Annotated in this window: 24 protein-coding genes; 1 reads left to right on the top strand and 23 read right to left on the bottom strand. The window is 63.5% G+C overall.

All coding sequences use genetic code 11. The annotated features are described in order from the left end of the window. Window positions 1-30 precede the first annotated feature (30 nt). From panD to thpR, 9 genes are all read right to left on the bottom strand, one after another. On the bottom strand, window positions 31-411 hold the full coding sequence (panD, locus tag ABLV52_RS09930; RefSeq protein WP_004204397.1) for an aspartate 1-decarboxylase: 381 nt from the start codon (window positions 409-411) through the stop codon (window positions 31-33). Window positions 412-504: 93 nt separating this feature from the next. Then, on the bottom strand, window positions 505-1,359 hold the full coding sequence (gene panC / locus ABLV52_RS09925) for a pantoate--beta-alanine ligase (RefSeq protein ID WP_348890328.1): 855 nt from the start codon (window positions 1,357-1,359) through the stop codon (window positions 505-507). Between the two features lie 11 nt (window positions 1,360-1,370). Beyond that, window positions 1,371-2,162 carry a 3-methyl-2-oxobutanoate hydroxymethyltransferase gene (gene panB / locus ABLV52_RS09920; RefSeq protein ID WP_023292010.1) on the bottom strand — a complete coding sequence of 264 codons (792 nt, stop codon included), beginning with the start codon at window positions 2,160-2,162 and terminating at the stop codon, window positions 1,371-1,373. 119 nt (window positions 2,163-2,281) lie between these two features. Next, entirely contained in the window at window positions 2,282-2,761 is a 480-nt protein-coding gene (gene folK, locus ABLV52_RS09915) for a 2-amino-4-hydroxy-6-hydroxymethyldihydropteridine diphosphokinase (protein WP_050533874.1), read from the bottom strand. Continuing rightward, entirely contained in the window at window positions 2,758-4,152 is a 1,395-nt protein-coding gene (pcnB, locus tag ABLV52_RS09910; protein WP_071787251.1) for a polynucleotide adenylyltransferase PcnB, read from the bottom strand. Before pcnB ends, folK begins: the two co-directional genes overlap by 4 nt. 62 nt (window positions 4,153-4,214) lie before the next feature. Next, window positions 4,215-5,096, bottom strand: a complete 882-nt coding sequence (gene gluQRS / locus ABLV52_RS09905; protein WP_048296709.1) for a tRNA glutamyl-Q(34) synthetase GluQRS — start codon at window positions 5,094-5,096, stop codon at window positions 4,215-4,217. Between the two features lie 59 nt (window positions 5,097-5,155). After that, complete coding sequence (dksA, locus tag ABLV52_RS09900; protein WP_002888845.1) at window positions 5,156-5,611, bottom strand: RNA polymerase-binding protein DksA; 456 nt, start codon at window positions 5,609-5,611, stop codon at window positions 5,156-5,158. A gap of 162 nt (window positions 5,612-5,773) precedes the next feature. Further along, entirely contained in the window at window positions 5,774-6,490 is a 717-nt protein-coding gene (gene sfsA / locus ABLV52_RS09895; RefSeq protein WP_023292014.1) for a DNA/RNA nuclease SfsA, read from the bottom strand. Beyond that, window positions 6,490-7,026: an RNA 2',3'-cyclic phosphodiesterase gene (thpR, locus tag ABLV52_RS09890; protein WP_117134174.1), complete on the bottom strand. Its 537-nt coding sequence runs from the start codon at window positions 7,024-7,026 to the stop codon at window positions 6,490-6,492. The genes sfsA and thpR overlap by 1 nt, the downstream gene beginning before the upstream one ends. 72 nt (window positions 7,027-7,098) lie before the next feature. On the opposite strand from thpR, the gene hrpB reads away from it, so the two are divergent. Continuing rightward, window positions 7,099-9,528, top strand: coding sequence for an ATP-dependent helicase HrpB (hrpB, locus tag ABLV52_RS09885; protein ID WP_348890327.1), 2,430 nt, complete (start codon window positions 7,099-7,101; stop codon window positions 9,526-9,528). Between the two features lie 47 nt (window positions 9,529-9,575). On the opposite strand, the gene ABLV52_RS09880 is transcribed toward hrpB, so the two are convergent. Genes ABLV52_RS09880 through ABLV52_RS09815 form a run of 14 tightly spaced genes read right to left on the bottom strand, consistent with a single transcriptional unit; the run spans window position 9,576 to window position 21,319 of the window. After that, window positions 9,576-10,376 (bottom strand): A24 family peptidase, encoded by an 801-nt coding sequence (locus ABLV52_RS09880; RefSeq protein WP_348890326.1) that lies wholly within the window; start codon window positions 10,374-10,376, stop codon window positions 9,576-9,578. Window positions 10,377-10,390: 14 nt separating this feature from the next. Continuing rightward, window positions 10,391-11,119, bottom strand: coding sequence for a type II secretion system protein N (locus ABLV52_RS09875; RefSeq protein ID WP_048296713.1), 729 nt, complete (start codon window positions 11,117-11,119; stop codon window positions 10,391-10,393). Beyond that, window positions 11,109-11,594 carry a type II secretion system protein M gene (locus tag ABLV52_RS09870; RefSeq protein WP_348890325.1) on the bottom strand — a complete coding sequence of 162 codons (486 nt, stop codon included), beginning with the start codon at window positions 11,592-11,594 and terminating at the stop codon, window positions 11,109-11,111. The genes ABLV52_RS09875 and ABLV52_RS09870 overlap by 11 nt, the downstream gene beginning before the upstream one ends. Beyond that, a complete protein-coding gene (gene gspL, locus ABLV52_RS09865; RefSeq protein ID WP_048296714.1) occupies window positions 11,587-12,783 on the bottom strand; it encodes a type II secretion system protein GspL in 1,197 nt (398 codons plus the stop codon). The genes ABLV52_RS09870 and gspL overlap by 8 nt, the downstream gene beginning before the upstream one ends. Then, window positions 12,776-13,756: a type II secretion system minor pseudopilin GspK gene (gene gspK / locus ABLV52_RS09860; protein WP_077259115.1), complete on the bottom strand. Its 981-nt coding sequence runs from the start codon at window positions 13,754-13,756 to the stop codon at window positions 12,776-12,778. The genes gspL and gspK overlap by 8 nt, the downstream gene beginning before the upstream one ends. Further along, complete coding sequence (gene gspJ, locus ABLV52_RS09855) at window positions 13,753-14,349, bottom strand: type II secretion system minor pseudopilin GspJ (protein WP_023292022.1); 597 nt, start codon at window positions 14,347-14,349, stop codon at window positions 13,753-13,755. The genes gspK and gspJ overlap by 4 nt, the downstream gene beginning before the upstream one ends. Then, window positions 14,346-14,711: a type II secretion system minor pseudopilin GspI gene (gene gspI, locus ABLV52_RS09850; protein ID WP_032452553.1), complete on the bottom strand. Its 366-nt coding sequence runs from the start codon at window positions 14,709-14,711 to the stop codon at window positions 14,346-14,348. Before gspI ends, gspJ begins: the two co-directional genes overlap by 4 nt. Beyond that, window positions 14,708-15,223, bottom strand: coding sequence for a type II secretion system minor pseudopilin GspH (gene gspH, locus ABLV52_RS09845; RefSeq protein ID WP_348890324.1), 516 nt, complete (start codon window positions 15,221-15,223; stop codon window positions 14,708-14,710). Before gspH ends, gspI begins: the two co-directional genes overlap by 4 nt. After that, a complete protein-coding gene (gene gspG, locus ABLV52_RS09840; RefSeq protein ID WP_002889054.1) occupies window positions 15,223-15,645 on the bottom strand; it encodes a type II secretion system major pseudopilin GspG in 423 nt (140 codons plus the stop codon). Before gspG ends, gspH begins: the two co-directional genes overlap by 1 nt. A gap of 20 nt (window positions 15,646-15,665) precedes the next feature. Next, window positions 15,666-16,880: a type II secretion system inner membrane protein GspF gene (gene gspF / locus ABLV52_RS09835; RefSeq protein ID WP_023292025.1), complete on the bottom strand. Its 1,215-nt coding sequence runs from the start codon at window positions 16,878-16,880 to the stop codon at window positions 15,666-15,668. 1 nt (window position 16,881) lies between these two features. Then, window positions 16,882-18,375, bottom strand: coding sequence for a type II secretion system ATPase GspE (gspE, locus tag ABLV52_RS09830; RefSeq protein ID WP_348890323.1), 1,494 nt, complete (start codon window positions 18,373-18,375; stop codon window positions 16,882-16,884). Then, the gene (gene pulD, locus ABLV52_RS09825) at window positions 18,372-20,345 is read right to left on the bottom strand and encodes a GspD family T2SS secretin variant PulD (protein ID WP_023292027.1); all 1,974 of its coding nucleotides are present in this window, start codon (window positions 20,343-20,345) and stop codon (window positions 18,372-18,374) included. Before pulD ends, gspE begins: the two co-directional genes overlap by 4 nt. Window positions 20,346-20,354: 9 nt before the next feature. Beyond that, window positions 20,355-21,197, bottom strand: a complete 843-nt coding sequence (gene gspC / locus ABLV52_RS09820; protein WP_348890322.1) for a type II secretion system protein GspC — start codon at window positions 21,195-21,197, stop codon at window positions 20,355-20,357. Beyond that, the gene (locus ABLV52_RS09815) at window positions 21,182-21,319 is read right to left on the bottom strand and encodes a hypothetical protein (protein ID WP_032429281.1); all 138 of its coding nucleotides are present in this window, start codon (window positions 21,317-21,319) and stop codon (window positions 21,182-21,184) included. The genes gspC and ABLV52_RS09815 overlap by 16 nt, the downstream gene beginning before the upstream one ends. Between the last annotated feature and the right edge of the window lie 17 nt (window positions 21,320-21,336).

The following is a 21,336-nucleotide window of genomic DNA, read 5'->3' as shown; positions in this document are numbered from 1 at the left end:
GCGCTGCGCCTGAGCGCAGCGCCGTGGTCATCAGGCGACCTGCACCGGAATCGCTTTCGCCTGGCGCTTCATTTCGTTGTCGCCTTCGAAGTAGGCGATGTTGGGCTGCCAGCGGCGCGCCTCTTCGTCAGACATGGTGACGAAGCTGGCGATGATCAGGATATCGCCGACGCTGGCGCAGTGCGCGGCGGCGCCGTTAACGGAGATGATTCTGGAACCCCGCTCGGCGGCAATGGCGTAGGTGGAGAAACGGTTGCCGTTGGTGACGTTCCAGAGGTGAATGGTTTCATTCTCCAGAATACCGGCCGCATCCAGGAAGTCCTGGTCAATGGCGCAGGAACCTTCATAGTGCAGGTCAGCCTGCGTCACTTTTACGCGGTGGAGCTTGCCCTGCAGCATATTACGCATCATAACTTCTACCCTTCAACCTTAATGTAGCAGAGCGGACACGACGTCCGCCCTGAGAAAAGCCCGGGCAAGTATTGCCCGATTTTTACCCGCTGTCTACTGACCGAGCGTGACGATCTGGTTGTCGATCAGGCGGGCCTGACCGAGCCAGGCGGCCATCAGGATCACCGCGCGCTGGCTGGCGTCGGTCAGCTCAAGCAGGGTGTCGGCATCGCGGATCTGAATGTCGTCGGCACGGAAACCTTTCTCGTTCAGTTCCTGCTCGGCGATAGCGATGATCTCGTCGAGCTGACGGTCGCCGGCGGCCAGTTTTTCCGCCACCGCGCTCAGCACTTTATACAGACCGGGGGCGATTTTGCGCTGGTCGGCGGTCAGATAGCCGTTACGCGAGCTCAGCGCCAGGCCATCCTTCGCGCGGACGATCGGCACGCCGATAATATCGATATCGTAGCCCATGTCGGCAACCATCTTGCGGATCAGCGCCAGCTGCTGGAAGTCTTTCTCGCCAAAGCAGGCGACGTCTGGCTGAACCAGGTTGAACAGCTTACTGACGATGGTCGACACGCCGCGAAAATGGCCCGGACGGCTGGCGCCTTCCAGCATAGTGGACAGGCCGGGGACCTCGACGTAGGTCTGGCCTTCGGTGCCCTGCGGGTAGACTTCCGCCGGCGTCGGCGCGAAGACAAACTCGACATGACGCTTGTTCAGCTTTTCGCAATCATCCTGCAGGGTGCGCGGGTAGCGTGCCAGGTCATCGGCGCGGTCAAACTGCATCGGATTGACGAAAATACTGACCACCACCACGTCCGCGCTGGCTTTGGCTTCATCAACCAGCTTCATATGACCATCATGCAGGTTGCCCATCGTCGGGACCAGCGCGATACGCTTGCCTTCCTGACGCAGACGGCGGATATGCTGACGCAGCAGCAGCACGGATTCTATAATCAGCACAACAAGACTCCTTAATGGAAACTGTGTTCTTCGCCCGGATAGACCCCGGATTCGACTTCGGCAATATACTGCCGCACCGCGGCGCGGATGTCGCCCGCCTCGGCAAGGAAATTCTTGGCAAATTTCGGAATGTGGCCGCCGGTAATGCCGAAAGCGTCATGCATCACCAGGATCTGCCCATCGGTGACGTTGCCCGCGCCGATGCCGATCACCGGAATGGTCAGGGCTTCGGTGATGCGTTTCGCCAGGGCGACCGGGACGCACTCCAGCACCAGCAGCTGCGCGCCTGCCGCTTCCAGCGCTAACGCGTCTTCAAACAGGGTTTGCGCCGCATCGCCGCGGCCCTGCACTTTATAGCCACCGAATACGTTCACCGACTGCGGCGTCAGGCCGAGGTGGCCGCAAACCGGCACCGCGCGTTCCGCCAGCATCCTTACGGTCTCGGCCAGCCAGGCGCCGCCTTCGAGTTTGACCATATTGGCGCCGGCGCGCATCACGATGGCGGCATTTTCAAAGGTCTGCTCCGGCGTGGCGTAGGCCATAAACGGCAGGTCGGCGAGCAGCAGGCTGTTCGGCGCGCCGCGGCGGACGGCGCGGGTGTGATAGGCGATATCTTCCACGGTGACCGGCAGGGTGGAGTCGTGACCCTGCACCGTCATTCCCAGCGAGTCGCCCACCAGTAGCACATTAATGCCTTCATCGGCGAACAGCTTCGCGAAGCTATGGTCGTAGGCGGTAATGGTGGCAAAGCGCTTCTTTTCCTGTTTGCATTTCTGCAGCAGGGCAATGGTGGTCGGTTTCATAACATTTCCTGATGATGAAAGTCATATTAACCGGCATTCTAACAGCAGCATTTAGAGGGGCAATGATTTTGGGCAACCGATTACGACGATCGCCGTAAATGCTAAAAAAGGAGAGGGAATTACCAGATAGCGGGTTTTGTCGCGCCGAGATCATCCAGTACGGTACGCAGCGCAGGGCCGTCAGGAAAGCGGAGGTCCGGGGCGATCTCGAACAGCGGCCAGAGCATAAAGCCGCGGTTTTTCATATCGTAGTGCGGAACGGTCAGACGCTCGCTGTTAATGACCGCATCGCCAAACAGCATGATATCGAGATCGAGGGTGCGCGGCCCCCAGCGTTCGGCTTTGCGTTCCCGACCCTGCTGCAGCTCAATGCGCTGGGTGTGATCGAGCAGCGCCTCGGGGGCCAGCGTGGTTTCCAGCGCGACGGCGGCGTTGAGATAGTCCGGCTGATCCTGCGGGCCCAGCGGCGGCGTGCGGTAGAACGAAGAGACGTTCACCACGCGGCTGTAAGGTATTTCGCCCAGGGCGCGGATAGCCGCCTGCACCTGCGCCAGTGGCGAAGCGAGGTTACTGCCGAGGGCGATATAGACCAGGGTCATGCGTTACCCTGGCGCGGCGCGCGCTTGCGCGGACGGCGGTGGCGACGGCGCGGCGCCGGATCGTCCCCGAGGTCGTTGAGCATATCTTTTTGCGCCGGCGGCGCGGCGACCTGGAATTCGCCCCACCATTTGGTCAGACGCTGCAGTTCGCCGTTGTTTTCAGCGCCGGCGCGTAGCTCCAGCAGATCGTAGGCGGCGCGGAATTTCGGATGCTCCATCAGCTTCCAGGCGCGTTTGCCCTGGCGACGGGACATGCGCAGCTGCAGCTGCCAGATATCGCGGATCAGGGTGGTGATGCGCTTAGGGATCGCCAGCGTACGGCAGGCTTCGTCCAGTACGTCGTTCATCGCCAGCGCGAAGGCGTCATAGTACGCCAGACCGCTCTCCTGAGCGATTTTTTGCGCAGTTTCCAGCAGCGGATACCAGAACATCACCGAGAAGAGGAAGGCCGGATTGACGCGCATGTCGTTATGAATGCGGGTGTCGGTGTTCTTCAGCACCTGGTTGATGATCCGCTCCATCGGGCTATCGCCGCGCTCGGTAAAGTAGCGGGTGATGGTCGGGAACAGCGGCTGGAACAGGTTGTATTCCCGCAGCAGCAGGTAGGTCTGATAGCCATGCCCGGCCTGCAGCAGCTTGAGCACTTCTTCGAACAGGCGCGCCGGCGGCACGTCGTGGAGCAGGGCGGCCAGCCGCGGCAGCGGTTCGGCCGTTTCCGGGCTGATGGTCATATCCAGCTTGGCGGCGAAGCGCACCGCGCGCAGCATGCGTACCGGATCCTCGCGATAGCGGGTTTCCGGATTGCCGATCAGGCGGATCACGCCGTCCTGCAGATCCTTCATGCCGCCGACGTAGTCGCGCACGGTAAAGTCCGCCACGCTGTAATAGAGGCTGTTAATGGTGAAGTCGCGACGCTGGGCGTCCTCTTCGATCGAGCCGAAGATGTTATCGCGCAGCAGCATGCCGTTCTGGCCCCGCTGGGAGGTGACGCGATCGGTAGTGTGTCCTTCGTGATGGCCACGGAAGGTAGCGACCTCAATAATTTCCGGCCCGAACATCACGTGCGCGAGGCGGAAACGGCGCCCGACCAGACGGCAGTTGCGGAACAGCTTACGCACCTGATCCGGCGTGGCGTTGGTCGTGACGTCAAAATCTTTTGGCTTTTTGCCAAGCAGCAGGTCGCGGACGCCGCCGCCAACCAGCCAGGACTCGTAGCCCGCCTTGTTGAGGCGGTACATGACCTTGAGGGCGTTTTCACTGATATCTTTGCGGGAAATAGCATGCTGCTCACGCGGGATCACCGTCATAGGCGTTGGTTCGACGGCGGCTTCTGCCTCGCGCTCCTCACGGCTTAGCACCTTACGGCAAAAATTAGCGACTCGGGTAAAAATGGTGCACCTCGTAGTGTCAGACGGACTTCAGATCAACTGTACAGTGTAAAAATAGCGGCTAATCATAGCTCAGCGGGAGCCATTTGAGAATGCTCGATTTTCGCGGGCTGCCAGTTGGCGACGGCCTGGGCGAGTAAATCAGCGACGCTCAGGGCCTGCCACTCCCCGGCGATCTCCTGATTCAGAAAGCGGAGCGCGCGGACGATTTCGGGGCGCGGATCGCCTTCCGGCAGCGCCGGCGCGTGGTTTTGTTTAGAGAGCTTATTGCCGTCGGCATTGAGGGCCAGCGGCAGATGGAGGTAGTCCGGCGCCTGCCAGCCAAAATGCTGATACAGCGAAATCTGCCGCACCGTCGGCTCAATCAGATCGGCGCCGCGGACGATCTCGGTGATCCCCTGAAAGTGATCATCGACCACCACCGCCAGGTTGTAGGCAAACAGCCCGTCGCGACGGTGGATAATAAAATCTTCACGCGCCAGCGGCTCGTTGGCGACCAGCGTGCCGCGCAGGCGGTCGGTGAACTGCAGAACCGGACGGGTCTGGCGCAGACGCAGCGCGGCGTTTTCCGCCCCCAGCCCAAGGTCGCGGCAGTGACCATCGTAGATCCCGCCTACGGCGTGGATCCGCGCGCGGGTGCAGGTGCAGTAATAGCTCAGCCCTTGCTCCCCCAGCCAGGCCAGCGCCTCGCGGTAGGCTTCGTGCCGTTGCGACTGCCAGAGCACCTCGCCGTCCCAGTGCAGACCGTAGTGGTCGAGCTGGCGCAGGATGGTGTCGGCGGCCCCGGGGACTTCGCGCGGCGGGTCGATATCTTCAATACGAACGCGCCAGATACCCTGGTTCGCGCGGGCTTGCAGGTAGCTGCCGAGCGCGGCGATCAGAGAGCCGAAGTGGAGTTCGCCGGAGGGGGAGGGAGCAAAGCGCCCTATATAGCGTGAGTCAGTCATGATACGGACAACAGAACCAGGCGGGAGAGACTCCCGCCAGAGAGTGAGGCAGCAGGGGATTAGCCCGCCATCTGTTTTTCGCGAATTTCCGCCAGGGTTTTGCAGTCAATGCACAGATCCGCTGTCGGACGCGCTTCCAGACGGCGAATGCCGATCTCCACGCCGCAGGATTCGCAGTAGCCGAAGTCTTCATCTTCAACTTTTTTCAGCGTTTTCTCGATCTTTTTGATCAGTTTACGTTCGCGGTCGCGGTTACGCAGCTCCAGGCTGAACTCTTCTTCCTGGGCGGCACGGTCTACCGGGTCCGGGAAGTTAGCAGCTTCATCCTGCATGTGCGATACGGTGCGATCCACTTCATCCCTGAGTTGATTACGCCATGCTTCAAGAATACGCTTGAAGTGCGCCAGCTGGGCTTCGTTCATATACTCTTCGCCCGGTTTCTCTTGGTACGGCTCCACCCCAGCGATGGCGAGAATACTCAGGGACGATGTTTTACGGTTTTGCCCTTCTTGCATGTTGCTTCTCCTTAACACGCACTATCGATCCCCATGTGGGGGAAAATCAGGCCGCTATAAATAGCAGATGCTTTTCCGGATAGCAATTATCTAAACGTTACACTTGACAACCCTGTGAAGAAAAGCGTATTCGCGCTTGCGACCCGAACACTATTTAGCCACTTATTTACCGGGGTTTAACACCACGGCGATCGGCTTATTCAGAGTCATCCTCGTCGTAGAAAGTTCCGCTTTCCAGGCGAGAATTTCCACCCCCTTGTCGCGGGCTTCTGTTAACAGCTGTGCGTATCTGGCATCAATATGATGCGCGGGAGAGAAACGGTCAATTGCCGAATGCAGGACGGCAAATAAAATCACCGCGCGGTCGCCATTTGCCGCGACGGCCATCAGCTCCCGCAGGTGCTTCTGACCGCGCGTGGTCACCGCATCGGGAAAATAACCGTATTCTTTCTCCGCCAACGTAACCGATTTCACTTCAATATAGCAGTTTTGGCGATCATCTGCCTGTAACATAATATCGATACGGCTATTCTCTGCGCCGTATTTCACTTCGCTTTTCAGCTGGTTATAGCCTGAAAGTTCAGGGATTATTCCGGCGGAAATCGCCTCTTTCGCCAGCGTATTCGCGCGCAGCGTATTGACGCAAATAACGGCGCCCTGCTGCGTTTCAGTTAATTCCCAGGTGTGGGCATATTTGCGCTTCACATTGTCAGAGGTGGAATACCAGACGGTGTCGCCCGGGGCGGCGCAGCCGGTCATCGCCCCGGTATTCGGGCAGTGGAGCGTCAGCTCGCGGCCATCGGGGGTCACCACGTCGGCAAGAAATCGTTTGTAACGTTTAAGCAAAATGGCGGGCTGCAACGGCGGATCAAACTGCATCAACTTTCCTTATCAAACGGATAATGTTCCAGCGCCGTGTAGCGCGTGCGCCCCCGGCTAAAGCTGGATTCATAGAGCACGAACTCGTTCACCGGAAACGTCCAGCGAAAGCCGGGCGGCGGGATCGGCACCGCCTGGCAGGCGTCGCGCCACAGGGTAATATGCGGATGAAACGGCTGCGGACTCTGATAGCAGCCGCTGCGCGCCGCCTGAGCGCGCAGCATGCTGGCGAGCTGCAGCAGGCCGCGCGGCGGCTGACGGGTCCCGAGCCAGACCACCCGCGAGCGCAGCCACTGTCCGGCATCGTCCAGCGTCAGGGTAAAGCCCGGCGGCTGGAGGCGGCCGGCGAGGGCGGTCAGCGCCCGCTGTTTTTCCGCGCTCACCTCGCCGAGAAACGCCAGCGTGAGGTGAAGGTTATCCGCCGCGACGGGCCTGCCGGCATCCTCCGGGAAGTGCGTTGCCCGCCACTGGACAATCTGTTTGCGGATGGCAGGCGGCAGTTCAATCGCAAAAAACAGCCTTTTCGGCTCAGACATGATAGAGACTCGGTAATGAATTAGGGGGATGCTACAATGCGAGCCCCTGAATGTTAACCCCCGGAGCCTTTTGTGTCCTCATTGCCGGTTGCCGCCGTCCTCCCAGAACTGTTATCCGCCCTGCAGCATGCGCCGCAGGTTTTGCTCAATGCGCCGACCGGCGCCGGGAAGTCGACCTGGCTGCCGCTGCAGATCCTTGCCGAGGGCAACATCACGGGACGCATTATCCTGCTGGAGCCGAGGCGTCTGGCGGCGCGCAATGTCGCGCAGCGGCTGGCTGAACTGCTCGGCGAAAAGCCGGGGGAGACCGTGGGTTACCGCATGCGCGCCGAAACCTGCGTCGGACCGCAGACCCGCCTGGAGGTGGTCACGGAGGGGATCCTGACGCGCATGATCCAGCGCGATCCCGAGCTGACGGGCGTGGGGCTGGTGATCCTCGATGAATTTCACGAGCGCAGCCTGCAGGCGGATCTGGCGCTGGCCCTGCTGCTTGATGTCCAGCAGGGGTTACGTGACGATCTCAAACTGCTGATTATGTCGGCGACCCTCGATAACGAGCGCCTGCAGCGTCTGCTGCCGGAGGCGCCGGTGGTGGTCTCGGAGGGGCGCGCTTATCCGGTGGAGCGTCGCTTCAGCCCGCTCTCCGCGCACCAGCGTTTTGATGAGGCGGTGGCGGTAGCGGCGGCGGAGCTCCTGCGGCATGAACAAGGGTCGATGCTGCTGTTTCTGCCCGGCGTCGGCGAGATCCAGCGCGTTCTCGACCAACTGACGGAGCGCGTGGCGGAGGATGTCATCCTCTGTCCGCTGTATGGCGCGCTGCCCCTGAGCGAGCAGCGCAAAGCGATCCTCCCGGCGCCGGCCGGAAAACGCAAAGTGGTGCTGGCCACCAACATTGCCGAGACCAGTTTGACCATCGAGGGCATCCGCCTGGTGGTCGACAGCGCCCAGGAGCGGGTTGCCCGCTTTGACCCGCGCACCGGCCTGACCCGGCTGGTGACGCAGCGCATCAGCCAGGCATCGATGACGCAGCGCGCCGGACGCGCCGGTCGTCTCTCCCCGGGGATCTGCCTGCATTTGCTTGGCAAAGAACAGGCCGAACGAGCGGCGGCGCAGAGCGAACCGGAGATCCTGCACAGCGATCTGTCGGCGCTGTTGCTGGAGCTGCTGCAGTGGGGGTGCCACGATCCGGCCGCGCTGGCCTGGCTGGATCAGCCGCCGGCGGTGAACCTGGCCGCCGCGCGCCGCCTGCTGGAGGCGCTCTCGGCGCTGGACGGCGAGCGGCTGTCGGCGTTTGGCCGCAAAATGGCGACTCTCGGCAACGAGCCCCGGCTGGCGGCGATGCTGGCCGCTGCGCAGACCGATGACGAAGTGGCGACGGCGGCCAGGCTGGCGGCGATCCTCGAGGAACCGCCGCGCGGCGGGCTGGTGGATTTGGCCGCCGTCTTTTCCCGTCAGCAGGCCAACTGGCAGCAGCGGACGCAGCAGCTGATGAAGCGTCTGGCCTGCCGCAGCGGCCAGCCCGACGCCGGACGAATGGCTGCGCTACTGGCGTCGGCCTTCGCCGACCGCATCGCCCGTCGCCGCGGTCAGGAGGGGCGCTATCAGCTGGCGAACGGCATGGGCGCGATGCTTGACGCCGACGACGCGCTGGGCCGCCATGAGTGGCTGATCGCTCCGCTGCTGCTGCAGGGCAGCGCCTCGCCGGATGCCCGCATGCTGCTGGCTCTGCCGGTGGATATCGGCGAGCTGATCGCCGCCCGTCCCGAGCTGGCGCAGCGTTCCGACACGGTGGAGTGGGATGAAGCGCAGGGGACGCTGAAAGCCTGGCGGCGGACCGTGACGGGCCAATTGGTGATCAAGACCCAGCCGCTGGCGAAGCCATCTGAGGCGGAGCTGCATCAGGCGATGCTCAACGGTATTCGTGAGAAAGGCCTTGCGGTGCTCAACTGGACGCCAGAGGCCGAGCAGCTGCGACTGCGGCTGCAGTGTGCGGCGCAGTGGCTGCCGGAAGAGGCATGGCCCGCGGTGGATGACGCTTCGCTACTGGCCTCGCTGGAGGCATGGCTGCTGCCGCAGATGAACGGCGTTCACTCGCTGCGGGCGCTGAAGGCGTTGGATCTGCGTCAGGCGCTACAGGACTGGCTGCCGTGGCCGCTGCGCCAGAAGCTGGATCGCGAGCTGCCGACGCACTATACCGTGCCGACCGGCAGCCGTCTGGCGATCCGATACCATGCGGAGAACCCGCCGGCGCTGGCGGTGCGTATGCAGGAGATGTTCGGCGAGGCCACGACGCCGGTTATCGCCGAGGGGCGGGTGCCGCTGGTGCTTGAGCTGCTGTCGCCCGCCCAGCGTCCGCTGCAGATCACTCGCGATCTCAGCGCCTTCTGGCAGGGAAGCTACCGCGAGGTGCAAAAAGAGATGAAGGGACGTTATCCGAAACACGTCTGGCCGGACGATCCGGCCAACGCCGCCCCGACCCGGCGCAGCAAAAAATATTCGTAGCCCCAGGCGCCGGGCGGCATTCTGCCCGGCCAGGCGAACCACTCACGCTAGACCATCTGCTGCCAGAGAAAAACGCCCCCTCCCGCCAGCGCCAGCCAGGGGCCGAAGGCCAGCGGCTGCTGCAGCGACTGCCGGGTCCACAGGCGCTGCAGCAGGGTCCACGCCAGCCCGCTGGCCGAGGCGAGCAACAGCACCTGCGGCAGAGCCTGCCAGCCGCACCAGGCGCCCAGCGCCGCCAGCAGCTTAAAATCGCCATAGCCCAGGGCCTCTTTGCCGGTCAGCAGGCGGAACAGCCAGTAGACCGACCACAGCGCCAGATAACCGGCCATCGCCCCGGCGACCGCGTCCGGCAGCGCAATGTACACCTCGTTAAGATTAAACAGCAGGCCGGCCCACAGCAGGGGCAGGGTCAGGCGATCGGGCAGCAGCTGGGTCCGGGCGTCAATCCGCGCCAGTATCAGCAGGAAGGAGAGCAGCACCAGGCCGCCCGCCAGCGCCAGGCCCGGCGCGAGCAGCGCCCCGGCGAGGATAAACAGCAGGCCGGTGGCCAGCTCGGTCAGCGGATAGCTCCACGAGATGCGCGCCTGACAGCAGCGGGCGCGACGGCCTAGCCAGAGGAAGCTGAGCAGCGGGATATTGTCCCGCCAGGCTATCGGCTGGCGACACTGCGGGCAGGATGAGCCCGGCGTGCTGAGGGTTATCGGCTCGTCGTCCGCGGTTTGGGTCAGCATGCGCGGCAGACGGTAGATCACCACGTTGTAAAAGCTGCCCAGCGTCAGGCCGAACAGCAGCAGGAAACCATACCAGACAAGGGGAAAATGCAGCGATAATGCGGCTAATGTCGTCATTTTTGCTCCTTTAATCACCATTTTCCCTGCAGCTGCCACGGCGTCGGGCCCGGGGCGTTTTTCGCCATCGGGCGGGCGACCAGCAGCGCCAGCAGGGGCGGCATCCCCTGACGGGGCTGTAGCGTACCGCGAAACAGATAGCGGCCATCGGGCGACAGGGTTCCCTGGCCGCTGAGGCTCAACTGATGAGAATCCTGGCGGATGGCCAGCGCCACGGCGCCGTTCGCCGTACAGCTTAAGGCGCCACTGACCTGGGCCAGCTCCAGGCTACCGACCGGAGAGTGCAGCCGGGCCTGACGCCACTGCGCGCGTCCGGCGGTGATTTGCCGGCAGCGCCCCTCGCTGAAGTGCGCTTCGGCCAGGCTGAACGTGACCTCTCCCTCGGCGCTGACGGGCATAGTCGGCGTTAGCCAGCGTCCAAGCAGGCTGGCGGGGGCGGTGAGCCGCCCCTCCTGCAGACGCAGATCGCGGATGCCCCACAGCCGGGCCTGACCCTCCACGCCGCGGGGATCGCTGAGCGCGATCTGCCAGCCAGCCAGGGTGAGCGACCACGTCAGCCGCTCAAGCCGCACGCCGCGCCAGGAGACCGACTGCGCCGCGCCGCGCCAGATGCTGCCGCTAAGGTTGGCCACCTGTACCTCGGGCGGCAGCATCGGGACTAACAGACGCGCCGGGGCGGTGGCGGTCAACCACAGCAGATAGAGCGCCAGCAGTAGCCCACCTGCGAGCCCGTTAGCTTTCATCGTCGCGCTCCAGCAGCAGATGGTTGACCGTGACCCAGCCCGGCCGCGATGGCTGCCCGGTTACAGACAGCGAGATCGCGTTGACGCCGCGCATCGCCGGGGCATTCAGCCAGTCCATTAGCGCCTGGAAGGCGCAGGGCTGAAGGGTGACCTGCAGACGTTTCCCCTGCGGCTGCAGACGAACGACTTCCAGCCCGTGGCTCGCCGCCTCGCGCATCACCAGCGCGGTGAGCGCCTCTTTTGCCGCCGGCGCGGGCTGCTGGCTGAGCTGCTGCAGGCGCGGACCCTGCTGCGTCATCCAGCGCAGGCTGGCCTGCTCTTTCACCAGGGTTTGCCGCCACTGCGCCTCGCGGGCCCGCCAGGGCTGCCACAGCCCGTACCAGAGGGCGCAGGCTGTCAGCAATCCCGCCAGGCCGAGCAGCAGGCGCTGCTCGGACAGCGTGCGCTGCCGCCACCAGATGAGCAGATTAGCCATCGTTTTCCTCCAGCGTCAGTTGTCCCTCAATGCCATCCGGCCTGGTGGTCATGTCGCCTGGCCGGACGCGAAACCGCGGCTGCGCTCGCTGGGTAAACTGCTCCAGCGCCCGGGAAGAGGCCGCGGCGATATCCAGCTGCAGACGGTTGCCTGCGGCATCCCAGCTCAGCGCCCGCAGGCGGATCCCCGGCGTTTCGCTGATGATGTTTTGCAACGCGCTGAGGCGGTCGACGAGGGGGGCATGCTGCGCCTGACGGGCAAGGGTTTGCAGATGCTGCTGCATCTGCAGTCGCGGGTTAATCACCTTTTTCTCCGTTGGAAACCAGCGATGATAGTAGGCCCGGCTGGCCTGCCGGGCGGCCTCGGCCTGACGCGCCAGATCGCGATGATCCAGCACGCTGTTAACCGCCAGCAGCAGCGCCAGGGCCAGCGCGGCATACCGCGCCGGACGCCAGCTCGTCTGATCAGGCCGCCGACGGCGGACGGCGAACTCCCCCTGCAGCAGACTGAGCTTCTGCGCCGCCGGATGACTTGCGGCAAGGGAGAGCAGCGTCTGCGCAGGCTGCGCGCGCCACTCTCCCGGCGCCGCGGGGGGCGGCGAATAGCTGTCGATGACGTGCTCTTCCGCCTCGCCCTGCAGCAGCTCCGCCAGCCAGGGGCTTTCCGCCGCCATGCCGGCCCAAGGCTGGTGGCGGATCAGCCACTGGTCGTCCGCCTGCACCGCGCTCCACGCCGGCGGTTGCCAGGGCAGGGCCAGCACATCGGGCGTCAACGCCAGGGGCCGTAGCGAGAGCGACTCGCAGCGCGCCAGCCAGTCGCGCATTTTTTGCCGCTGCACGGCGACGATCTCGCACTGGGCCTGCTGGCGGTGGAGCAGGGCAAAATGGGTGGCTTCCACCTCGTCGGCCAGCTGCTCTTCCAGCAGGAAGGGGGCCACCTGCAGCGGCGGTTTACGCAGGCCCGCCGGCAGGGTGAGGGTGTGAAACGCGCAGTCGCTGGCCGGGATCAGCACCCAGGCCGGGTAATGCGCCGCCAGCGTCGGGAAAGGGCTGGCGTCGTCAGCCGGCCACCGGCCGCTGGCTTCGTGATGCGGCTCGCCGGGGGCGAAGAGTTGCCAGTGCAGCGGCGCCTGCCCGGGGGCGAAGCGCACGATCAGCATGGCCTGGGGGGAAGCGTTAAACTTATTCATCAACCACCATAGAAAGTCCGTATCGCCGCTGGACGACGGTAAAGGCGCGCCCCTCCTGTTGCAGGACGCTGTGCAGCTGAAAGCGAAGGTTGCCGGTCACCACGGTGAAGGCGGCGATAAAGCGTGTGCTGTGCACCGTCAGCCAGGGACGGGCGAGCGTGGTATCGGTTTTCTGCAGCGTCGGCTGCGCGAGAAAGGCGGCGACGCTGCTCCACCCGGTTCGCGGGCGGTTGTGCAGCAGCTGTTGCGCCTCCTGCAGCGTCAGATCGCCGGGAAAGAGGGCCGCCAGCAGGGCGGCCTGGGAGGGGCGCAGGGTGTTGACATTGACCTGCAGCGCGTCATCCGGCTGGACGCAGACGAAGGGGAGCAGGCGCTGATAGAGCGCGGCGTCCATTCCGGCCAGCAGGCGCAGCTCGCTGACATCCTGCATCGGCTGGTTGGCGGCGAGATAGCCCGGGGTTTGCGCCATATAGACCTCGTCTTCCGCGCCGTTCAGCCGCGGCTGGCCGTCGCTGTCCGTCCAGTCGCCGAGGGCGGCGGCGATCTGGCTGGCGCGCAGCGGCGACTCGCCGAGCAGCGCCAGCAGCCGGGCGAAGACGTCGGTCGGGTAGGGCGTACCGCCGCTGGTCTCATCCGCGCGATGGTTGATGGCATTGAGATTAAAGCAGGCGTGCCCGTCGCGGATCGTGGCGAGGATTTCGCCATCGTCGAGGGTAAAGCGGCGCCCCTCCTGCGCCCAGGTTTGCGCCAGGTTTGTTTGACTGGGCGAGTCCAGCGCGTCGCGTTGCAGTAGCGCGGCGGCCATGTTTTCCGCCGCCAGGGCGTACCATCTGGCCTGCAGATTATCGAGGGTCACGGCGGTGTGTTGATACATGACCGAGGTGCGTTCGGTCATGGCGCTGGCGAGGATCATCATCAGGGCGAGGATGAACAGCACCATCAGGAGCGCGACGCCGCGTTGCCGATTTTTCACTGGCCGCCTCCCGGGGTGAGTAAAAACAGGCGGGTTATCTCCCCGCTGTTCGCCAGCGTCAGGGTGATCTCCAGCCCCTGCGGCAGCGACTGCGAGCGGTCCCAGGTCTCCTGCCAGCGCCCGTCGGCATAAAACCGCAGGCGAAACGCCGTCACCTCGCGCAGCAGCACCCGGACCGTCGGCTGGCTGCCGGTCAGCGGATCCTGTTGATCGAAGCTGAGCCGTTCAAGCTGCTGCTGGCGCAGGCGGTAGCTGACGTTCTGGATCTCCGAGCGCGGGAGGATCCCCAGCGGATTCGGCCAGCCGCTGCGGCTGAAGGCCAGCCCCCAGTCGTCGCTCTGCAACTGGAAACGTCCGGCGAAGAAAAGCGTGTCGCTGTTTCTGGCGCGACGGGGAATGATGTGCGTGACATCATCGGCGATCTGGCGAAAGGCGCGCTGGAGGGCGGCGATCTGCTGGCTCTTCTCGCGGGTCAGGCCATCGGCGCGGATGACGTTCTGCAGCACCATCACGGCGGCGGCGCTGAGGACGGCGAGGATAGCCAGCGCCAGCAGCGTTTCAATCAGGGTGAAACCGCGCATTTTCGTTATCATGGCGACGTCACCCAGGTGCGCAGCGTCGCCAGCGGCGCGGGATCGCTTTTTTGCCGCCGGACCTCCACGTCCAGCGCCCGCAGCTGCGGCAGCGCGGTTTCCACCCCCTGCCAACGGACGAACCAGCGCGTCCCGGCGGCCTCCACGGTGGTTTCGGACCAGCTGAGGGCGGGCCAGCGTTTCTCCAGCCGCAGCTGCACCAACTGATTATCCGCCAGCCAGCTGGCGAGGATTTTCTCTTCCATACGCCCAAGCTGGCGCGTCTGCTGCAGGGTGGACTGCATCACCGCCAGGCCGGCGAGGGCGAAAATCACCAGCGCGACCATCACTTCGATAAGCGTCATTCCGCTCTCGCGTTTCATGGCTGCTCCCGCGCCGCCAGCGGCTGACTGTCGCCCTGGGCGTCGATGTTGATGCCCGTCGCGGCGTCAATCCGCAGCTGAAACGGCGTGACTTCGCCGCCGGGGAAGATGATCACGTCGGGCTGCTCGCCCGGCGTCCACGCCTGGCCGTCGGGAAAGCGCAGCGTCAGCCTGGCCTGCGGGAGGGTTTGCGCCGTGGTGGCGCGCCCGGCCTGCAGCGGCAGCCACTGCGCGTTGCCCCAGCGGTCGTCAGCCGCCGCCGGGGCGCCTTCGTCTGCAGGCTGCAGGCGCATAAACTGCCAGCGGTCAGGGTGGATGACGATCCCGAAGAGCTGGCCGGTTTGCTGCCCGCGCTCGCGGACAAAGTCCAGCTGCGCCTGAAAGCGCGCCAGGATCTGCGTGGCCTCCTGGGTGCGGGCGGAGGGAAACGCCAGCAGCACCATGCTGGTGCTGACGCCGATCAGCAGCAGGACCAGCATCATTTCCAGGAGGGTGAAACCGCGCTGAGACACTATTTCTTCCCGAGGGTCCAGTTGCCGATGTCGTCATTGGTGTCGGGCATCCCGTCCGGGCCGACGCTGAAGACGTCGATGGCGCCATGCTGACCGGGGCTTAACAGCTGATACTCATTTCCCCACGGGTCCTGCGGCAGGCGGCGGATATAGCCCCCTTCCGGGTAGTTGCGGGCATGCGGCTCGGCGGCCGGGGCGGTCACCAGCGCCTGCAGTCCCTGTTCGGTATTCGGGTAGCGGCTGTTGTCCAGCTTATACATGTCCAGCGCCCCCTCGAGCGCCACCAGATCGCTGACCACCTTCTGGCGGTCCGCTTTCTCCTTGTTGCCCATCAGGTTAGGTACCACCAGGCTGGCGAGGATGCCGAGAATGACGATCACCACCATAATTTCCAGTAACGTGAAGCCGCGTTGCCGTTGCATAGTTTTCTCCATTAATACAGTCACATACTCATAAGGGTATTCAGTTGCAGGATCGGCTGCAGGATGGCCAGCACGATAAACAGCACCATGCCGGCCATGGTGACCACCAGCAGGGGTTCAAACAGGCTGAGGGACATCTGGATCTGCGCGCTCAGCTCCCGGTCCTGGTTCTCCGCCGCGCGCTCCAGCATGGCGGTCAGCTCACCGCTCTGCTCGCCGCTGGCGATCATGTAGCGCATCATCGGCGGAAACAGCGCTGTGGCCTCCAGCGCGCGATGCAGGCTGACGCCTTCGCGCACCGATTCGCTGGCGGTCTCCAGCTGGCTGCGCGCCCAGGCATTGCTGAGGACGCCGGCGCTGATGCGCATCGACAGCAGCAGCGGCACCGCGCTGGCGTTGAGAATGCTTAAGGTGCGGGCGTAGCGCGCGCTGTTGACGCTGCGCGTCACGCGGCCGATGACCGGCAGACGCAGCAGCGCCCGGTCCCAGGCGAGCCGCCGGGCGGGCTGGCGCAGCAGATAGCGCAGCCCCAGCAGCGCCAGGAATGACAGCAGCACCAGCCAGGGGCCCGCGCTGCGCACAATGTCGCTCAGGCTCATCAGCAGCCGGGTAGAGAAGGGCAGGGCCTGTTTTAGATGGACAAACTGCTCGACGACTTTCGGCACCACGGTGGAGAGCAGAATGGCGATCACGCTGATGGCGACCAGCGTCAGCACGATGGGGTAGATCATCGCCTGTAGCAGGCGGGCGCGAAGCTGCTGGCGCTGCTCGGTATAGTCCGCCAGCCGGTTCAGCACGCCGTCGAGATGGCCGGAGGTTTCGCCGGCCGCCACCATGGCGCAGAACAGGCCATCGAAACAGGCGGGATAGGCGCGCATCGCCTCCGCCAGCGAATGGCCTTCAAGCACTTTGCTGCGCACCCCGGCCATTAACGTTCTCAGCGACGCCTTTTCACACTGCTGGGCGACGGCATCGAGCGCTTTTTCCAGCGGAATGCCGGCGGCGACCAGGGTGGCCAGCTGGCGAGTGAGCAGGGCTAAATCACCGGCGCTGGTGCGCCGGGCGATCAGCCCGCCGCGCCACAGCCGGCTCGCCGGGTCGGCGGCGGCCACTTCCAGCGCCAGCCAGCCCTTGTCCCGCAGCAGCTGGCGGGCGTGGCGGGCGGAGTCGGCCTGTTGAACGCCGCGGCGGGTTTTGCCCTGCGCGTCCAGCGCCTGATAGCGAAAGAGGGCCATCTCAGACGCTGTCCGCCGTTTGCTGTTCGGTGACCCGCATCACCTCCTCCCAGCTGGTGATCCCCGCCAGCGCTTTATCGCGCCCGGCATGGCGCAGGGTCTGCCAGGCTGGCCCCAGCTGCTGGATCAGGGTGATCTCATTTTCGCCGCGGTGGATGGCGGAGCGGACGCGGTCGTCAATGAGCAGCAGCTCGTGAATGCCGGTGCGTCCGCGATAGCCGGTGAAATTACACCGGGCGCAGCCTTTTGGCTGCCACAGCGGCGTACCGGCCGGGACCGCCATCTGCCGGGCGGCGTCAGCATCCGCCTGCCAGGGCTGACGACAGTGCGGGCACAGCCGACGCACCAGCCGCTGCGACATCACCGCCAGCAGCGAAGTAGAGAGTAAAAAGGGCTCCACCCCCATATCCTGCAGGCGGGAAACGGCCCCCAGCGCGCTGTTGGTGTGCAGCGTCGACAGCACCAGGTGGCCGGTCAGCGACGCCTGGACGGCGATCTGGGCGGTTTCGCCATCGCGGATTTCGCCCACCAGCACCACGTCCGGATCCTGGCGCAGTATGGCGCGCAGGCCGCGGGCGAAGGTCATCTCGACTTTGGCGTTGACCTGGGTCTGGCCGATACCTTCCAGCTCATACTCCACCGGATCTTCAATGGTCATGATGTTGCGCTCCCGGGCGTCGAGGCGGCTGAGGGCGGCGTAGAGCGTTGTGCTTTTCCCGGATCCGGTCGGCCCGGTGACCAGAATGATGCCGTGTGGCCGGGCGATCAGCGCGTCGACCTGGTCAAGCAGGGCGGGGGGCATGCCCAGCGTCTGCAGATCCAGGTTGACGCTGTTTTTGTCCAGCAGGCGCAGCACCACGCGTTCGCCGTGGCTGGAGGGCAGGGTGGAGACGCGCACGTCTATCGCCCGCCCGCCGATACGCAGCGCCATGCGGCCATCCTGGGGCACCCGTTTTTCGGCAATGTCCAGGCTCGCCATCACCTTGATGCGCGAAATGAGCAGCGCGGCCAGCCGCCGCTGCGGGCGCAGAATTTCCCGCAGCACGCCGTCGACGCGAAAGCGAATTTGCAAATGGCGCTCATAGGTTTCGATATGGATATCGGAGGCTTTCTCTTTGATGGCCTCGGTGAGCATGGCGTTGATCAGACGGATAATCGGCGCATCGTCTTCGCTGTCGAGCAGATCGTCGGTATCCGGCAGCTCTTCGGCGAGGGTATAGAGGTCAAGCTCATTGCCGATGTCGGCCATCATCCGGTGCGCTTCCGCCGAGTCGCGCTGATAGCTGAGCACCAGCACTTTCTCGAACGCTTCCGGCGCCAGACGGCTGACGCTCATCGGTCCGTCCGCCAGGCGGCGCGCTTCCAGCAGCGCCCGGGCGGCGGTATCAGTGCGGCACAGCGCTTCGCAGCGTTCGCCGTCGCTGAGCAGCACCAGATGGTGCGCGCGGGCCCACGCGAAGGGCAACAGCGGACGGCGTTCGGCGGCTGGCGTCATGGGCGGCCTCCGAGGTTAAAGGCGTCAATGGCGGCGCTAACCTGGCGGAAGGCCTGGGTCTCCTGCTGCGGATAGATGTGCAGCAGATCGTTGCTGAGCGATGCTTCGCTGCTCTCTTTGCCCCGCTGTTTGGTTTGCGCATCGTTGAAGGCGGTGTACTGGCCGGAGGAGGCCCGGCGGTACTCATCGCGGTCGCGAATAATGGTCGGGCGGATAAACAGCATCAGGTTGCGTTTCGACACTTTCTTGCTGTCGGAGCGGAACAGCGCGCCGATCACCGGGATGTCGCCGAGCAGCGGCACTTTGTCGGCGCTATCGGTGACGCTTTTATCCAGCAGCCCGCCAACCACCACCGTTTCGCCGCTGCCCACCAGCACGGCGTTATTCACCGTCCGGGTATTAAAGGTCGCCCCGAGATCGCTGCTGGTGCTGGAGGCCGAATCGGCGACGCTCGATACTTCCTGCTCAATCTCCAGCAGCACGGCATCGCCTTCGTTAATCTGCGGTTTCACCTTCAGCTTAATGCCCACGGTTTTGCGCTCGACGGTATTGAAGATGTTGTCGCCGGAGGTGGTTTGCGAGCCGGTTAACACCGGGACTTCCTGGCCGACGTTGAAGGTGGCTTGCATATTGTCGAGGGTGACGATGCTGGGGGTGGCCAGAATATCGTTCTTGGTACTGCTGGAGAGGGCGGTGAGCAGCATCGCCCAGTTCCCCTGGTAGAAGCCGGCGGCGATACCGTTAAACGAGCCGAGGGCGCTGGCCAGCGAGCTGCTGATGGTGCCGTCTTTGTTGTACTGGTTGGCGCCGGCGATCGCGGTGGAGATCGGCAATCCGCTGTTGGTAAACTGGGTCATGCCGGCGTTTTTATTGGCCCACTGGATACCGAGGTTGAGTCCGTCGGCATCCTGCACTTCGGCGATAATCGCCTCCACCAGCACCTGCGGGCGGCGGATATCCAGCTGGGCGATCACCCGCTCCAGATCGTTCATCACGTCCGGCGCCGCGGTGACGATCAGGGCGTTGGTCTGGCCGTGGGCTTTGATAATAATATTTTTATCGATCGCGGCCACCGGCTTGGCGCTTTGCTTATCGTTCTGCAGTGAGCTGCTGATCCCGGTCAGGACCTCCACCAGATCGGCGGCTTTGGCGTACTTCAGGTAGATCACTTTGGTGTTGCCCTGCACCGCCTGCTGGCGGTCGAGCTGTTTGATCATGGCGATAATGCGCTGGCGCGAGTTTGGCTCGCCGCTCACCAGCACCGAGTTGGTGCGCTCATCGGCCACCACGTTCGCCACCATCGATCCCGGCAGCGCCGACTTGCTGGTGTCTTTATTGAGTTCGGTAACCAGTTTGACCACCTCCGCGGCGGAGGCCCAGGAGAGAGGCACGGTCACCACGCTGCGATCCCCGGCGTTGTCGACGCGTTCGACAATGGTCAGCAGGCGTTTGATCACCGCCGCGCGGCCGGTCATCAGCAGGACGTTGGAAGGTTCATAATGGACCACGCTGCCGGCGCCAGCGTTATCGTTCAGCTGGCGGAGCAGCGGCGCGAGATCGCGAGCGGCGACGTTGGTCAGGGGCACCACCCGGGTGACGACCTCATCGCCTTCGCCCGGCGCGGCCTCGCTGGCGACCGGAACGGCCGAGGTCTTGGCATCTTTGGCGCGGACCACCTTCAGCACGCCGTTATTCATATTAATCACGGCGAAGCCATATACATCCAGCACGCTGAGGAAGAATTGATAATATTGCTCTTCATTGAGCATATCGTAACTGCGCACGGTGATAGTGCCGCGTACGCTGGGATCGATAATCACCGTTTTATTCAGGTTTTTGCTGACGGTATTGATAAATTCCTGGATATCGGTGCCTTTAAAACTGGCGGAAAATTCCTCCGCGGCGGCCGGAGAAAATAGCAGCGGGGTTAATATCAGCAGCGCAGGAAGCATTTTTCGCAGGCGTTTCATGGTTGGCAATTATTCATCCCCCAGGGAGAAAGCAATATCGTGTCGTTGGCCTTCCCGCTCAACGGTTAGCGTTATTTCGGTCATATCGGCCAGATTCTGCAGCGCCTGTTGCGCTTGTTCCTGATCGCGTAAATCGATGCCATTTATGGCGATCGCCAAATCATTTGCCTGCAGGCCGGCCTGGCGAAACAGCGAGGCGTCTTTGCCAGGGTTAAGTCGGTAGCCCTGCAGTTTGTCGCCGCTGAGTACCGGCGAAATCGTTAAATAAGTGAGGATATTTTGCGGCTGCTCACGGAGTCGCTTCATAAGGGGCGGACGGGGCGCGGCGGCGGGCGATGACGACGACGCGCGGGTATCGTTAAATAATAAAATGGCCTCCTGGCGCCCCTGATAGTTGACGATGATCCGGTCTGGCAGGATGGCAGCGATCTGTGCATCGTATCCCGGGGTAGTATCGCCGACGCTAAGGCTAACCTGCTGATTTCCTTTTTCAATAATCGCGATGGAACGCGCCGGGTTGCTGCTGGCGAGCAGCCCGGCCAGGCGTAGCTTCAGGCTGGAAACCGGCACCTGATTGAGGCTGGTGGCCTCCGCTGGCGCGGGGGGATTTTTCGTCGCCAGGCCAAACAGGGTAAACGCGGGCCGCACGTTTATTAATTCCGGTTCCGCTGCTGGAGGCGCAGTTAACGGCAGGGCGGAAATATCCTCAGAACTGACAGGGAATACCACTCGCCAGGTTAATTTCGCCAGTTGCGGAATGGCGGTTATTAATATGATGAGCGTCACAATTCGGGGTAATAATTTAATTATCCCTTTATTTATATTTGTTAACCCCATCACAGAAACTGGCATTTTAATCCCTTTGCTAATTTATTTTTCTGCACGCTGGCGTAATACCCTACCGAAACAGGTAGGTGATTATTGGCTTTTGAATGAATTATTGCCGGAGAATGGCGATAAGCGTGGCGAATCATAATCAGTTTGCGGTTTG

The sequence above is a fragment of the Klebsiella sp. GB_Kp056 genome, from assembly GCF_040064755.1.
Classification (GTDB): domain Bacteria; phylum Pseudomonadota; class Gammaproteobacteria; order Enterobacterales; family Enterobacteriaceae; genus Klebsiella; species Klebsiella quasipneumoniae.
The sequence above is the reverse complement of the archived record's forward strand: the minus strand, read 5'-3'. Positions and strand labels throughout refer to the sequence as shown.